General features: G+C 61.4%; 9 protein-coding genes and 2 tRNA genes. 6 read left to right on the top strand and 5 right to left on the bottom strand.

Annotated elements, in window-relative coordinates:
* Positions 1–13 precede the first annotated feature (13 nt).
* On the bottom strand, positions 14–964 hold the full coding sequence (locus E0E00_RS00520; protein ID WP_165443473.1) for a patatin-like phospholipase family protein: 951 nt from the start codon (positions 962–964) through the stop codon (positions 14–16).
* A 184-nt stretch (positions 965–1,148) separates the two neighbouring features.
* On the opposite strand from E0E00_RS00520, the gene E0E00_RS00515 reads away from it, so the two are divergent.
* Entirely contained in the window at positions 1,149–1,538 is a 390-nt protein-coding gene (locus E0E00_RS00515; RefSeq protein WP_130810418.1) for a hypothetical protein, read from the top strand.
* A gap of 66 nt (positions 1,539–1,604) precedes the next feature.
* Here E0E00_RS00515 and E0E00_RS00510 read toward each other — a convergent pair.
* The 4 genes from E0E00_RS00510 to E0E00_RS00495 all read right to left on the bottom strand — a co-directional run bounded on the left by E0E00_RS00510 (position 1,605) and on the right by E0E00_RS00495 (position 3,774).
* Positions 1,605–1,681 (bottom strand) — tRNA-Arg (locus tag E0E00_RS00510).
* Between the two features lie 148 nt (positions 1,682–1,829).
* Positions 1,830–1,920 (bottom strand) — tRNA-Ser (locus E0E00_RS00505).
* 92 nt (positions 1,921–2,012) lie between these two features.
* A complete protein-coding gene (gene gluQRS / locus E0E00_RS00500) occupies positions 2,013–3,026 on the bottom strand; it encodes a tRNA glutamyl-Q(34) synthetase GluQRS (protein WP_130810416.1) in 1,014 nt (337 codons plus the stop codon).
* 19 nt (positions 3,027–3,045) lie between these two features.
* Positions 3,046–3,774 (bottom strand): N-acetyltransferase, encoded by a 729-nt coding sequence (locus E0E00_RS00495; RefSeq protein ID WP_130810414.1) that lies wholly within the window; start codon positions 3,772–3,774, stop codon positions 3,046–3,048.
* Between the two features lie 219 nt (positions 3,775–3,993).
* Here E0E00_RS00495 and E0E00_RS00490 point away from each other — a divergent pair, with 219 nt between their 5' ends.
* The 5 genes from E0E00_RS00490 to E0E00_RS00470 all read left to right on the top strand — a co-directional run bounded on the left by E0E00_RS00490 (position 3,994) and on the right by E0E00_RS00470 (position 13,263).
* On the top strand, positions 3,994–4,653 hold the full coding sequence (locus tag E0E00_RS00490) for a hypothetical protein (protein ID WP_130810412.1): 660 nt from the start codon (positions 3,994–3,996) through the stop codon (positions 4,651–4,653).
* Between the two features lie 357 nt (positions 4,654–5,010).
* A complete protein-coding gene (gene nifJ, locus E0E00_RS00485; protein WP_130810410.1) occupies positions 5,011–8,565 on the top strand; it encodes a pyruvate:ferredoxin (flavodoxin) oxidoreductase in 3,555 nt (1,184 codons plus the stop codon).
* Positions 8,566–9,207: 642 nt separating this feature from the next.
* Positions 9,208–10,296, top strand: coding sequence for a hypothetical protein (locus E0E00_RS00480; RefSeq protein ID WP_130810408.1), 1,089 nt, complete (start codon positions 9,208–9,210; stop codon positions 10,294–10,296).
* 410 nt (positions 10,297–10,706) lie between these two features.
* On the top strand, positions 10,707–11,930 hold the full coding sequence (locus tag E0E00_RS00475; protein ID WP_130810405.1) for a glycosyltransferase family 2 protein: 1,224 nt from the start codon (positions 10,707–10,709) through the stop codon (positions 11,928–11,930).
* Positions 11,923–13,263 (top strand): sensor histidine kinase, encoded by a 1,341-nt coding sequence (locus tag E0E00_RS00470; protein ID WP_130810403.1) that lies wholly within the window; start codon positions 11,923–11,925, stop codon positions 13,261–13,263. The genes E0E00_RS00475 and E0E00_RS00470 overlap by 8 nt, the downstream gene beginning before the upstream one ends.
* The last annotated feature ends 42 nt before the right edge of the window (positions 13,264–13,305 follow it).

Below are 13,305 nucleotides of genomic sequence, written 5' to 3'. Positions count from 1 at the left end.
CTGTGGTTTGCCCCTAGCCCTGCTGGGAGTTCTGCCAGCCACGGACCATGCTGGCAATGGCGTCGACTGCGGCGCGCCGCATTGCGGAGAAGGCGCTGGGTCGAGCGGCGCTCCAGTCGACGGGGTTGGCACGGAGCATCTCTCGCGCCTCGTCGATGGCAAGCTGACCGGTCCCCGCCTGGAAGGCGTCCGTGCCCGAGACGGGCAGGTTAACGTAGATGTCGGCGGCCTGTGCGTGCAGGCGGTCAAGCTGGTTTGCGCCGCACGACATGGTCCTCTGGGCTATGGCAAGGGGTTTGAGGTCGTGCAGGGGCTCCATCTGACGGATCATCCCCACACCCACCACGGCGTCAACCGAGCTGCGGTCAAAGAGCGGCGTGGGAAGGTTCATGCGGCAGCCGCCGTCCATGTAGACGTGGCCACGGTAGGATGTTGGGGCTATCACCAGGGGATACGAGGCCGATGCGCATGCGCAGCTTGCAACGTCGAGGTCGTCTCCCGAGATGCAGGTCCAGCCAGCTCCCGTGCCCCTAAAGAGGTCTGGGTCGTTCGTGAACACGGCAAGCTCGCCCGAGACAATGTCTACCGCCGGCATGGCTACGGGTATGATGAAGTCCGCAAAGGTGTGGACGCCCGCCTCGCCAAGGACTTCTCGCGCAAGCTCCTGCATCTTCTCGGATTCGACTATGCCGTTTGAAGCTACCATGGCGATGACACGCAGACGTAGGTTCTTGAGGGTGCCCGTCTCCACAACGCGACGGTCCAGCTCTACCAAGAGCTCCGCGACGCGGCGAGGGGAGAGCCCCGCGCCCACGAGGGATGCTACGAGCGACCCCATCGAAGTGCCTGCAACGGCACCGATGGTGATTCCCTCTCGCGCCAGGTCCTCGACAACTGCGACCTCGGCGTACGAGCGGAAGCCGCCGCCACAGAACGCAACGCCCACCCCGTTGACCTTGCTCATGCTGCCCTCCATCCCTCGGTAACTAGGTTCTAAGGTACCCCGGAAAGAAATCCTGCACCACGCACGGGGCCTGCCACTCACCGAAGAGAAGCATCGGTGAGCGAATAACAAGAACATATGTTCTATTTTTTCATGTCGATGGAGTAGACTTCTCTCAACACACAATCAGTCGGGAGGTATAAAGATGGCAGAGAAGAGCATGTGGGGCAAAGAGATGCAGGTCATAGCTCGAAAGGAGAAGATGGGCGACGTCACGGTCATCGAGTCGGGCTACTCTGGGGACGGCTCTCTTATGGTGAGCGAGGAGGTAAGCGGACCATCGGCTAGCGTTGCGTACGGCGAGCCTCGGCACAAACTGCAGATTGTCTTTGCGCCAGAGGTCATTGGCTGCCTTGCATCGGCGTTGGGTGCTGGAGCCGAGATGAACTCTCGCCTGCATTCCTATTTCGACAGCGGCGAGCATGCGCTTGTGGACCTCATGGATCTCTGCGATGCGCACAGGGTCTCATATTCGTACCAGTCGCTTGGTTCCGCGACGGGCGTGACATACCGGCCGGTGTCAGGGGGATGCTAGGCGTTGGAGGCTGAGCCAGGGCAACAAAAAGACCAGACGAGAAAACCCGTCTGGCCTGTGTTTGCGTGGTGCGCCGTATAGGATTCGAACCTATGACGCCCTGATTCGTAGTCAGGTCCTCTATCCAGCTGAGGTAACGGCGCGTGCGGTTAGATAATATGACACGAAAGCCTCGGGGAGTCAAGGGTTATTTCCCGCACATATTCTTTGTCGCACTGTGGTGAGATGGGCCCAAAATACAACGAACCCCGCCCGGAAATAACTCAGGACGGGGTTCGCGGTAGTCGCAACTGGCGGAGAGCTGGGGATTCGAACCCCAGATTCCCTTGGAGGGAATACTCGCTTAGCAGGCGAGCACCTTCGGCCTCTCGGTCAGCTCTCCGAACGTTGTGCCCAAGCATGATACCCCACAAACCCGGCTCGTCACAACCCAGTTTTAAGAGATGGGGACGTTCCCCAACCGTTCCCCATCTCTTATCGGCCAAAGTTTTTGCGGGAAGCGCCTACGAAAGGAGGGCATGCCCTATGTTCCATTACGATGTCGGGCCCGTGCCCACGGAGAGCATTCCACGAGAAGCGCGGTACAAGCTCGTCTGCCGAGATTTCCTCGTCCCTCTCCGCAAGCCCTACAAGGGAGGCGAGAAACCCAACAACCTGATGCGAGCTATAGCCACTCTCGCGAATAATGCCAAGGTCAAGGTCATGATCGCGCTTGGAGAGACGTCGTCCGTCCGGATTGATAAGCAGAGGGACATGGGCGTAGGACGGTGTGGGAAACCCAAGCAGGCGCTGGAGGTAAATCTGGCGAGGCACAGACCCAAGAAGGTCGTGTCCGCGAACCACCTGGGTCACGCCCATGAGGGCGTCATCGACAACCACGGCGAGCTGGTAGGCAACAACGCCGTCGCTTCTGCGAACGAGAAAGTCACCGCATTCGTGTGCGAGCACTTCGGTGTGGCGGCCGTAGACCAGGTCATCGAAGGAGATGGTGCCTGTAGGGTCGTTCTCGTGGGGCACGCGGAGCCTTGTGGCGGGCGGTCGCAGCCTGGACTTGCGGACAATTTCATCGGGGGAGAGGTTTCTGCACGTACCTTGGTAGACATAGGTGCCATCGGAGGCGTGGGGCGCGGTGGCTGCATGCAGTTCGGAACGCGTGCAAAAGCAGGGGTAGGTGAGTCCTCGGCTGCTCAGCCGGCCGATGGCTGCGGAGTACAGGTCTCCCCGCTTGCTCTGGAAGTAGGGGCCTTCGTCCCAGTCAAGGCCAAGCCAGGAGAGGTCCTCCATAAGCAGTTCTGCGGTCGAACGACCCTGGGCCCGTGGGTCAAGGTCCTCTATTCTCAAGGCCATGCTGCCGCCGGCGTTTCTTGCGGAGAGCCATGCCATGAGAGCAGAGAACACGTTACCCAGGTGCATGCGACCGGAGGGAGTGGGCGCAAACCGCCCGACTACCCGCGGATGCGATGGGACGGGCGCTTGCGAAGCAATCATCGGTCGGCTGCAGGAAGGGCTAGCGCACATCGCTCTCGTCTCCCAGCCGCGCGCCATAGAGGTAGACGTGGAACGGCCCCTTGTCGTGGTGCCCCGCCAAAGGCGCGGTGCAGCCAGGTGCCTCTCGCTCGGCAATGCGCTCGAGGCCAAGGTGGTCGTAGAAGCCAAAGTCACAGCCGTCGTCGGTTGCCAGGAAGAAGCCCGGTGCTCCTTGGTGGCTCAGGTAGTCGAGGGCTCCCATGAAGAGGGCCTTTCCGACGCCTTTGCCATGGCATGCAGGGTCAACGATTAAAAGTGTGACTTCCCAGGCAGCGCGGTCGTCTTGGCTCTCGAGGAGCTCCTGGGTCAGAGCCATCTCGGCAGTGATGGGGGCAAGGGCTACGCCAATGGCGGCCCCGTCGCTGGTTTTCTCGGCCCAGGGAGCAACTGCGCGCATATGGTCCCGATACCACAGGGCGCTTACGTTGCCTGGCTTTGGATGGCGGTGCAGCTCCGTGGGGGCAGCTGCGACGATTCCTGCAAATCTGTTGCCGAGCATTGCCGCGCGTACGTAGGTTGCGTGCTTGAGGTGGTGTGCGAGTTCGATTTTCTCGCAGGCACCACGCCTTGCCTCCGGCTCGTCTGGATACCAGGTTCTGCCTATCAGCCCTGCCGCATCCGCAAGTGCCTGCCCTGTGGGCTCCTCAATGGAAAGCACTGGTGGCCGTTGGGCCCTTTCGTTACGCGTGCGTTGGTCACGCCATGCCATGTATCTGCACCTCTCACGTTCCTGCACTTGGCTTTGCTTGGCGTCATATCTTCTCACAGTACCGCAGGTGGCGCATCGGGTACTATGCTCGATGCGTGTGCGAACGTCGCGCAGCCAGTCTGGTGGTCGCCCGGCTTAAGCGGGCCCCCGGCTTGGCGTCGAGGGGTCGTACAATCGGTCTCACGGCGTCACGGGAAGTGTGTCGGGAGGGTGGCAACGATGAGCGAGAGAGCTTCAGAGCAGGACTTCACCTTGGGCCAGCCGGTCCTCGTGTGCCGATGGCGGCTGGCATCGGGCAGGTTGCCCATGGAGAACCGCCACCTTCGAGCCCTTTCGAAACGCATGGTGAACGGGCGAGCGGTTTCGACCCAATTGGTGGCATGGGCCAAGCAGCACATCGAGTGGACGCTCGCGAATGGCTCTGCGAGCAACCCCGACGGTGTCCTCATGATTGTCATAGACGACAGGGGCCAGGCTGCCATGACCGTTGGCCCCTACACGCCGATTGACGCTCCCACGGCATCAGCGCTCGCAAGCCGCGCGCTCGCGTCATCGCAGGAGGCCGAGGAGACCGGCGTTGCCCCAGAGACGCTCTGGATTGTGAAAGGCGACACTCTCGTCTGCGGTATGGGTGATGCCGAGGATGCCTCGGGCGCCGTCACGCTCGTGCAGGACCTTGCCAATACGGTGGGAATCACCGTCACGCGTGAGGAGGGGGTCGCCCAAGGCCTTCTCGACGGCACGCTCAACCACGACGAGGTGTTTCTCGTGTCAGACGAGCATGGCGTCGTATGTGCGACGGATGCCGGAGGGCCTCGCGGGGCACGACTGGCCGAGGGGTACGCTCGGCTTCTTGCGACTCAGAAGAAAAAGAGGTAGTTGTAAATCGCTTTGCGGCGAACGACCTAATTCACCCGGCGAACGGTACTTTAATTGGCTCAATTACTGATGCGGTAACACGTGCTTGCAAAGGGCTGCGAGTGCTACGGCCTGCATTGCCCCAGTTCAAATAATCCCTAGTTAAATAGGGGTATTTTGCCAGGCAGTACCCAAGCGCGCCCATTGCTCAGGACCTGCCCGTTGCACCCTTTTGATGGGTGCATTGCGGTATCATAAAACACGTCTGGACAACTGCTCCGTGCAGTTCCAAGGCAGAAGTCTCGGGGCCAGCCAGTCCCTGGGTCACTTAGTTTGGCATTACCGTTATCGCGGCGGTGCTGCCGAGGAGGAGAGGATATGGCGAGAAAATTCAAGTCGATGGACGGCAACGAGGCGGCGGCTTGGGTGTCGTATGCCTATACGGAGGTGGCGGGCATCTACCCGATCACGCCGTCTAGCCCCATGGCCGACCATGTCGACCAGTGGGCTGCCAAGGGCATGAAGAATGTCTTCGGTACTCCGGTCAAGGTCGTTGAGATGGAGTCTGAGGGTGGTGCCGCCGGTGCCGTGCACGGCTCTCTTGGTGCGGGCGCCCTCACGAGCACCTACACTGCCTCTCAGGGCCTGCTCCTCATGATTCCCAACATGTACAAGATCGCTGCCGAGCAGCTCCCCACGGTCTTCCACGTGAGCGCCCGTACCGTCGCAACGCAGTCGCTGAACATCTTCGGCGATCACTCCGACGTTATGGCCTGCCGCCAGACCGGCTTCGCCATGCTCTGTGAGAGCAACGTTCAGCAGGTCATGGACCTGTCCCCTGTCGCACACCTCGCAGCCGCCAAGGGCAAGACCCCGTTCCTCAACTTCTTCGACGGCTTCCGCACCTCTCACGAGATTCAGAAGGTCGCCACGTGGGACTTCGATGAGCTTGGCGAGATGCTCGACATGGGCGCCGTGCAGGCCTTCCGTGACCACGCGCTCAACCCCGAGCACCCGCATGCGCGTGGTTCTCACGAGAACGGCGACACGTTCTTCCAGAACCGCGAGGCCTGCAACACCCTCTACGACGAGCTCCCTGACGTCGTCGAGGCCTACATGGACGAGATCAACAAGCGCATCGGTACCGACTACAGGCCGTTCAACTACTACGGCGCTCCCGATGCCGACCGCGTCGTGGTCTGCATGGGCTCCTTCTGCGACACGCTCAAGGAGGTCATCGACTACCTGGTTGCCAAGGGTGAGAAGGTCGGCCTGGTCGAGGTCCACCTGTATCGTCCGTTCTCCATCAAGCACCTCGTGGCCGTCCTGCCTGAGACCACCCAGAAGATCGCCGTCCTCGATCGCACCAAAGAGCCCGGCTCCGTGGGCGAGCCCCTCTACGAGGACGTCATCTCCGCTCTGTACGAGGCCGGCCTCTCCAACATCACCGTTGTTGGCGGTCGTTACGGCCTCGGCTCCAAGGACGAGCCGCCCGCGGCAGCCTTCGCCGTGTACGACGAGCTCAAGAAGGACGCCCCCAAGCAGGAGTTCACCATCGGCATCGTGGACGACGTCACCAACCTGTCGCTGCCCATGGATCTTGACGCCCCCAACACCGCTGCCCCTGGTACCATCGAGTGCAAGTTCTGGGGTCTCGGCGGCGACGGTACGGTTGGCGCCAACAAGAACTCGATCAAGATCATCGGCAACCACACCGACAAGTACGTACAGGCCTACTTCCAGTACGACTCCAAGAAGACTGGCGGCGTCACCATCAGCCACCTGCGCTTTGGCGATTCACCCATCCGTTCGCCGTACTACGTTACCAAGGCCGACTTCGTTGCTTGCCACAACCCCAGCTACATAGTCAAGGGCTTCAAGATGGTCCGCGACGTTAAGCCTGGTGGCACGTTCCTCGTGAACTGCCAGTGGGATGACGCCGAGTTCGCCGAGAAGATGCCTGCTGCCGGCAAGCGCTACATCGCCAAGAATGGCATCAACGTGTACCTGATTGACGCTATCGACCTTGCTGCCAAGGTTGGCATGGGCAAGCGTACCAACACGGTGCTCCAGTCCGCGTTCTTCTCGCTGGCCAAGGTGCTTCCTCCCGAGGACGCCATTCAGTACATGAAGGACGCCGCGACCAAGTCCTACATGAAGAAGGGCCAGGCCGTCGTTGACGCCAACCACAAGGCCATCGAGGCTGGTGCCACCGCGTACCACAAGTTCGAGGTGCCTGCCGACTGGGCAACCGCCGAGGACGAGCCCTCCACGCTCACGCTTGAGGGCCGCGAGGCCATCGTGAGGCAGGTCAAGGAGCTGCTCACCCCCATCGACATGATGGATGGCGACAGCCTGCCCGTCTCCGCCTTCGAGGACCACGCCGACGGTCAGTGGGAGCTTGGCGCTTCCGCATACGAGAAGCGCGGCGTTGCCGTTATGGTTCCCCGCTGGGATCCCTCGAAGTGCATCCAGTGCAACACCTGCTCCTACGTGTGCCCGCACGCCACGATTCGTCCGGTTGCCATGACCGAGGAGGAGGTTGCTGCCGCACCCGAGGCCATGCGTACGACTGACCTCAAGCTCCCCAAGGGCACCGGCTACAAGTTCACCATCGCCGTGTCCCCGCTCGACTGCATGGGCTGCTACAACTGCGTTGCCATGTGCCCCAAGAGCACAATCGAGGAGGGTGGTGCCCTTACGATGGTGCCCCAGGAGGCCGAGGCCGATCAGGTCGAGGTCTGGGATTACGCCGTCAACAAGGTCACCGAGAAGGACGAGCTTGCCGGTGACGCCAACATCAAGGCGTCCCAGTTCAACAAGCCGCTGCTTGAGTTCTCCGGCTCCTGCGCCGGCTGCGCCGAGACCAGCTACGCCCGTCTCGTGACCCAGCTCTTTGGCGACCGCATGTTCATCTCCAACGCCACCGGCTGCTCCTCCATCTGGGGAAACCCTGCGGCCACCTGCCCGTACACCATGAACGCCGAGGGCCACGGTCCCGCGTGGAACAACTCGCTGTTCGAGGACAACGCCGAGCACGGCTTTGGCATGGAGGTTGGCTACGAGGCCGAGCGCGACCGCGTTGTGGCCATGGCGGAGGCGCTTATCGAGTCCGGCGCATCTGACGAGCTCAAGACCGCTGCAACCAACTGGCTCGAGGCTCGTAGCGATGCCGCTGCATCCAAGGCCACGGCTGCCGCGTTCGTCAAGGCGCTCGAGGCCGCGGGTACCCCAGAGGCCGAGAAGCTCCTGGCCGAGAAGTCCTACCTCACCAAGAAGTCCTTCTGGATCTTCGGTGGCGACGGCTGGGCGTACGACATCGGCTTTGGTGGCCTTGACCACGTCCTGGCCCAGAACCGCGACGTCAACGTCTTTGTCTTCGACACTGAGGTCTACTCCAACACAGGTGGCCAGGCATCCAAGGCGTCTAACCTTGGCCAGGTCGCTCAGTTCGCTGCCGCAGGCAAGGAGACCAAGAAGAAGTCCCTCGCCGAGATTGCCATGAGCTACGGCTACATCTACGTGGCGCAGATCGCTATGGGTGCCAACCCCATGCAGACCCTGAAGGCCATCCGCGAGGCCGAGGCCTACGACGGCCCGTCGCTGATCATCGGCTACAGCCCCTGCGAGATGCACTCCATCAAGAAGGGCGGCATGATGCACTGCCAGGAGGAGATGAAGCGCGCCGTCGATTGCGGCTACTGGAACCTCTTCCGCTTCGATCCCTCCGCGCCCGATGGCAAGAAGTTCGTGCTCGACTCCAAGGAGCCGAAGGGTGGCTACCAGGACTTCCTGATGAACGAGGCTCGTTATGCCCGTCTCGTCAGCGAGTTCCCGGGCCGTGCTGAGAAGCTCTTCGCCGAGAACGAGGAGGCCGCGATGGCTCGCTATGCGCACCTTCTCAAGCTTAAGGACATGTACGCCAGCGCGTAGCGTCTGCTAGGTAAGACCTGCTGCCGGCTAAGCCGCACAGCTCAAGAGGCCCCCGCCGCAAGGTTGGGGCCTCTTTGCTCGGCATGCGTACACACAAGCAGAGGAATCTGTCATAAGAAGATGCGAGGTGGATCCCTCTGGCGAGAAAGTCCCATCGTGCGTACGCATAACGCCCACCTTTTACCAAGCCTTCCCGGGCCAACTGGGCAAACGTTAGGGTGCCGTCAAAAGTTAGGCATTGTGCGTACGCTTGACCGGGTATTTCTGCCCGACGGGTTCCCTGGAGGGGCGAAATTGTCAGGAGTTCCCCGTCGTGCGTACGCACGACTATGGATATTTGCCAACCTGGCCAGGTGTCCAGAGAATCCCCAAGGCAGTGTCGGCGACTAGTCCGTATGGGTATGCACCACAGAGGATTTTTGCCAACGTCACTGCGAGAATGGGGAGCGTCCATCTCTGCATGCACCAACTCGGGACTCTCTAGTTACAACCCTGTTTACCAGCCGAAATGCTGTCCTTGTCTGCAAGGCCACAGTTCTCCGTGCAAGCTGCATGACAGCATCCTGTCCGTGCATCGTCAGAAGCTTGCAAGGGCCTTGTGGGATGCTCGGGCTCCGCAAGCGGTAACAAAAGGAGGTTCCCATGAAGTACGTGCTCTCTCACGCAACAGCGCTTTGGGTTCTGGCAACCTTGGCAGATGCAGGTGGAAGAACGTCAATACCCCCAGCATCTGAACTGGCAACCCTAGATGAAGCATCATGCTCGATTGGGACAGATGGCCGTGATGTCGAGGGATTACAAGCTCGGCTGTTAGAACTTCTCGGCATGCGTGAGCTTCCAAGGCGCATTGATGTGCTCGTCGACTCCAGCTCGAAGAGGCTCAGGTCCCGTCATCTTGCACCGCATTGCTGGAGCGGCAAAGTGTCTTCAGGTTCGTTGGTCTCTCTCGGCGACGGCCTTTGGGCCTCGAGCCCGGAGTTCTGCTTTCTTCAGTTGGCCGGCGAGCTTCCCCTGGTAGACCTCATTCTCTTGGGTTATTGTCTCTGCGGGAAGTACTTTCCCTCCTGCACCGAGAAGGGGTTTGTTGCTACTGGCGGCATAACAACAATCGAGAGGATACAGGCATTTCTCGACGCTCAAGAGCCGGGGGCCTATGGCTTGCGCAAGGCACAAAAGGCTCTTCGTTGGGTACTCGATAACTCTTGGTCGCCAATGGAGTCGAGAAGCGCGTTGGTGATGATACTCTCGCGCTCCCTTGGCGGTTATGGTTTGGAGAGGCCTGTACTTAACCAAGTTGTCTGGCTTAGCGAAGGGGCTGCAGCAATTGCGAGCTGTCCCTACTACGTAATCGACATCTACTGGGAAAAGGCCCACTGGGCCATGGAGTATGACGGGCCCGAGTTCCACAAGCGCCTGATGCGCGATATACAGCGTGACCTCGCACTCATGCACGATGGCATCACACTGCAGCATGCGACCGCTACCCAGATTCGAGACGAGAGGCAACTGAGTGAGATGGTCCGGCAGCTGAGCAAGCGTTTGGACAAGCGACTACGCCGGCCCCCAAAGGGGACGGCCGCGAAGAGGCACCGCCTCATGAAGGGCCTATTCCCTGAGGTCGCATTTCTGCCGGACGGAAAGGTCGCCTTCGAGAAGCCCATGTGGGCGCTGCCGGGGGAGTGCTTGGCGTGCGAGCGAGAGGAGTGCAGGGGCTGGTGGCTCGCTGCATAGCGCCATGGGCCTGGATTTCGGAGCGGGGCCGCCGACGTCCCGTTCGACGGAGAGGCGCATCTGTGCGTACGCACGAATGTAGGTATCTGCCACAAGCGGTCTTTCCGGGGTGCTCTTTGGCAAGAATTCTGCGTCGTGCGTACGCACGACCTCGATTTTCGCCAAGCGCCTCCCGGTCAACTGGGCAAACGCGAGAGGCCTGGCAAATATGCGCACTTGTGCGTACGCACAATCCCTCGTTGCTGCCAGTCGGACCCGTCTGAAGGGTAAGATTGGCGAGAAAGTCCCGTCGTGCGTACGCGCAACGCCCACAACCCTCCGCTTGCTGCCCGAGGCTCCCGCGTGTCTCGTGAGGTACCATAAGCACGGTGCGCAGCCTGCGCCCATCGTTCGTTCAACCGGAGGCAGCCGTGGATCCCGTCATCGTGATTCCCTCGTACTGGGCCGAGAGCAAGTCTCACGGCCGGCTGGGGGAGCGCGGCTCGTACGACTACTCCACGCCCACCAGCAAGCCACTGCCAGAGCTCGAGATGTGCCTCTCGTCGCTCGAACAGGTGCGCGGCGTTTCTCGCGTCATCGTCCTTCTCGTCGCGGCTCCGTCCTGCGTAGCCTCCGCCCGGGCTCGCGTGAACTCCATCTGCCGCAGCCACATGGACCTTAACCCCATCGTTATTGGCGACGAGGGGGCGGCGGCCATTCAGGAGCAGTGCGCGAGCATGTACGCCAAGCTGCGGGGAGACCCCATCGCACTCCGCGGCTACGGTGCCATTCGCAACATGGGACTGGCCGTGGCTTCGGCCTTTGGGCACGATGCCGTGGTCTTCATGGATGACGACGAGGTGGCCCTCAGCGAGGACTACCTCATCGACGCCGTCTACGGACTTGACTCCCTTACCCGTCAAGACCTGCCCATTCTTGCCAAAAGCGGCTACTACGTAGACGTGCGGAGCTCCCCCTACGCACAAGTGCAGACAGAGTGGTGCGAGCGCCTCTGGTCCAAGCACGTTGGGTTCAACGAGATGATGAGGCGCTACCTCACCTCGCCCACGCGCATTCTCCGCTCAAGCTACCTCTGCGGTGGGTGCTGCTCCATCCATGCGTCAGCCTTTACGCGGGTGCCCTTCGACCCCTACATCACGCGCGGAGAGGATCTTGACTACCTTCTCGACCTGCGTGCCAATGGCATTGACGTGTGGTTTGACAACGCTTGGCACGTGCGCATGCAGCCGCCGGAGGAGGCGGCCTCGACACCGTCGATCTTCATCCAGGACGTCTACCGCTGGTTCTACGAGTACCGCAAGCTCGAGGCCATGAACGCCCGGCGAGACCTGCGCACGATAACGCCGGAGTCGCTCATGCCCTATCCTGGCCCGTGGCTCACCCCGCAGGTGCGCTCGCGCGTGACGGCCACGGCCATTCGTCGTGCCCTGGTGGGACGCGACCGTTCGGACTACCTCCGCATCCTGCGCACCGGCTGCGGCGAGGCGGACAGGTACGCGCGGGAGGCCTCCACGCGCTACCTCTCGTTTGCCACCATCTGGCCGAGCATCGCCTCGTCTATCTGGGACAGCCACTACCTCCAGCGTGAGCTCCTGAGCACAGGGGCGCCCGCGAAAGGAAGCCCACATGAGTGATGGCTCGTCTTCGTTCTCGCCTAGCTCGGTGAATACGATTCTCAGCGCGGTGACTGCCGTTTTGCTCCTTCTCGTTGCATGGGGAGTCGCGGTGGGCAACGTTATCGCATCCATGCTTGCGGGCGCGGGGCTTGCCGTTGTCATCGTTGCCTTTGGCACCATCAACCTCGTGCCCGACACCATGCGTGCCGAGGCAACAGAGAGGACCCTCGCCGTCGCCTCAGAGACGCTGCGCAGCTGCAACCACGGCCTCACGTCCGACAACGCCGCCCACATCTGTCGCCTGCTCCTGCCCGAAACGGCCGCTGTGGGCATAGCCGTCACCAACACCAAGAAGGTCCTTGCCTACGAAGGCGAGCATGGCGTGGGGAAGCCGGTTGGAAGCGATAACACCGTGCCTACGCTTGAGGTTCTTGAGAGCAAGCGCATGGAGACCTTCGTATCGATGGATGATGGGGGCCAGACCACAAGCTACTTCAGCCTCATGCAGAACCGCTCGGGGCACGCCTTTGGCATCATCGTGCCGCTGCTCGTGCAGGATGAACCCATGGGGGCCATCAAGCTTTACTACCGCAGTGGTACGGACATCGATCGAACGCAGCTGGCTATTGCCAAGGGCTTTGGCGAGCTGCTCTCGACCCAGCTATCCTCGTACGAGCTTGACCGCCAGGCGGAGCTTCTCGCCCGCGCCGAGGTCAAGGCGCTGCAGGCGCAAATCAACCCGCACTTCCTCTTCAACACGCTCAACACCATCGCGTCGCTCACCCGCACCGACCCCATCAAGGCGCGCGACCTACTTCGCGAGTTCTCCATCTTCTATCGCCGTACGCTTGAGGGCACAGACCAGCTCATCCCGCTCTCGCGCGAGCTTGAGCAGACGCGGCGCTACCTCAAGATCGAGAAAGCGCGCTTTGGCGAGGGCCGCATCGTGGAGGAGGAGTTCGTGGAACCCGGCTGCGAGAGCCTCCCTGTGCCCTCCTTCCTGGTGCAGCCTATCGTCGAGAACTCGGTGCGCCACGCCATGCGCGAGGAGGGCACCCTCCGCATCGACATCCATGTTGCCGTGGACGGCAATGACGTGCTGGTGGCGGTCGCAGATGACGGCTTGGGCATGGACCAAAAGACGGCGGACAAGCTCCTTGCGGCGGCCTCTGGGCCGTCGGGTGCCGAGAAGGGTACCGGTATTGCCCTCAAGAACGTTGCCGAGCGCGTCGAGCGCTTCTATGGGGCAGATGCGGGCGTGGAGATTATCTCCAAGCCAGGGGAGGGTACCTGCGTAACGTTGCGTTTGGGCGAGGCTGCCTTGACGTTGCGTCAGGGGGCTAAAGGGTAGCATACTAACGATAAACGGTAGGCTATAGGCTTCTCTGCGTGT

The organism is Olsenella sp. Marseille-P4559, from assembly GCF_900605015.1.
Lineage (GTDB): Bacteria > Actinomycetota > Coriobacteriia > Coriobacteriales > Atopobiaceae > Tractidigestivibacter.
The sequence above is the reverse complement of the archived record's forward strand: the minus strand, read 5'-3'. Positions and strand labels throughout refer to the sequence as shown.

What these genes read in the sequence shown, in the direction of transcription:
- E0E00_RS00520 (WP_165443473.1), bottom strand. Translation starts at nt 964, where the DNA reads ATGAGCAAGGTCAACGGGGTGGGCGTTGCGTTCTGTGGCGGCGGCTTC.
- E0E00_RS00515 (WP_130810418.1), top strand. Translation starts at nt 1,149, where the DNA reads ATGGCAGAGAAGAGCATGTGGGGCAAAGAGATGCAGGTCATAGCTCGA.
- gluQRS (WP_130810416.1), bottom strand. Translation starts at nt 3,026, where the DNA reads ATGATTGCTTCGCAAGCGCCCGTCCCATCGCATCCGCGGGTAGTCGGG.
- E0E00_RS00495 (WP_130810414.1), bottom strand. Translation starts at nt 3,774, where the DNA reads ATGGCATGGCGTGACCAACGCACGCGTAACGAAAGGGCCCAACGGCCA.
- E0E00_RS00490 (WP_130810412.1), top strand. Translation starts at nt 3,994, where the DNA reads ATGAGCGAGAGAGCTTCAGAGCAGGACTTCACCTTGGGCCAGCCGGTC.
- nifJ (WP_130810410.1), top strand. Translation starts at nt 5,011, where the DNA reads ATGGCGAGAAAATTCAAGTCGATGGACGGCAACGAGGCGGCGGCTTGG.
- E0E00_RS00480 (WP_130810408.1), top strand. Translation starts at nt 9,208, where the DNA reads ATGAAGTACGTGCTCTCTCACGCAACAGCGCTTTGGGTTCTGGCAACC.
- E0E00_RS00470 (WP_130810403.1), top strand. Translation starts at nt 11,923, where the DNA reads ATGAGTGATGGCTCGTCTTCGTTCTCGCCTAGCTCGGTGAATACGATT.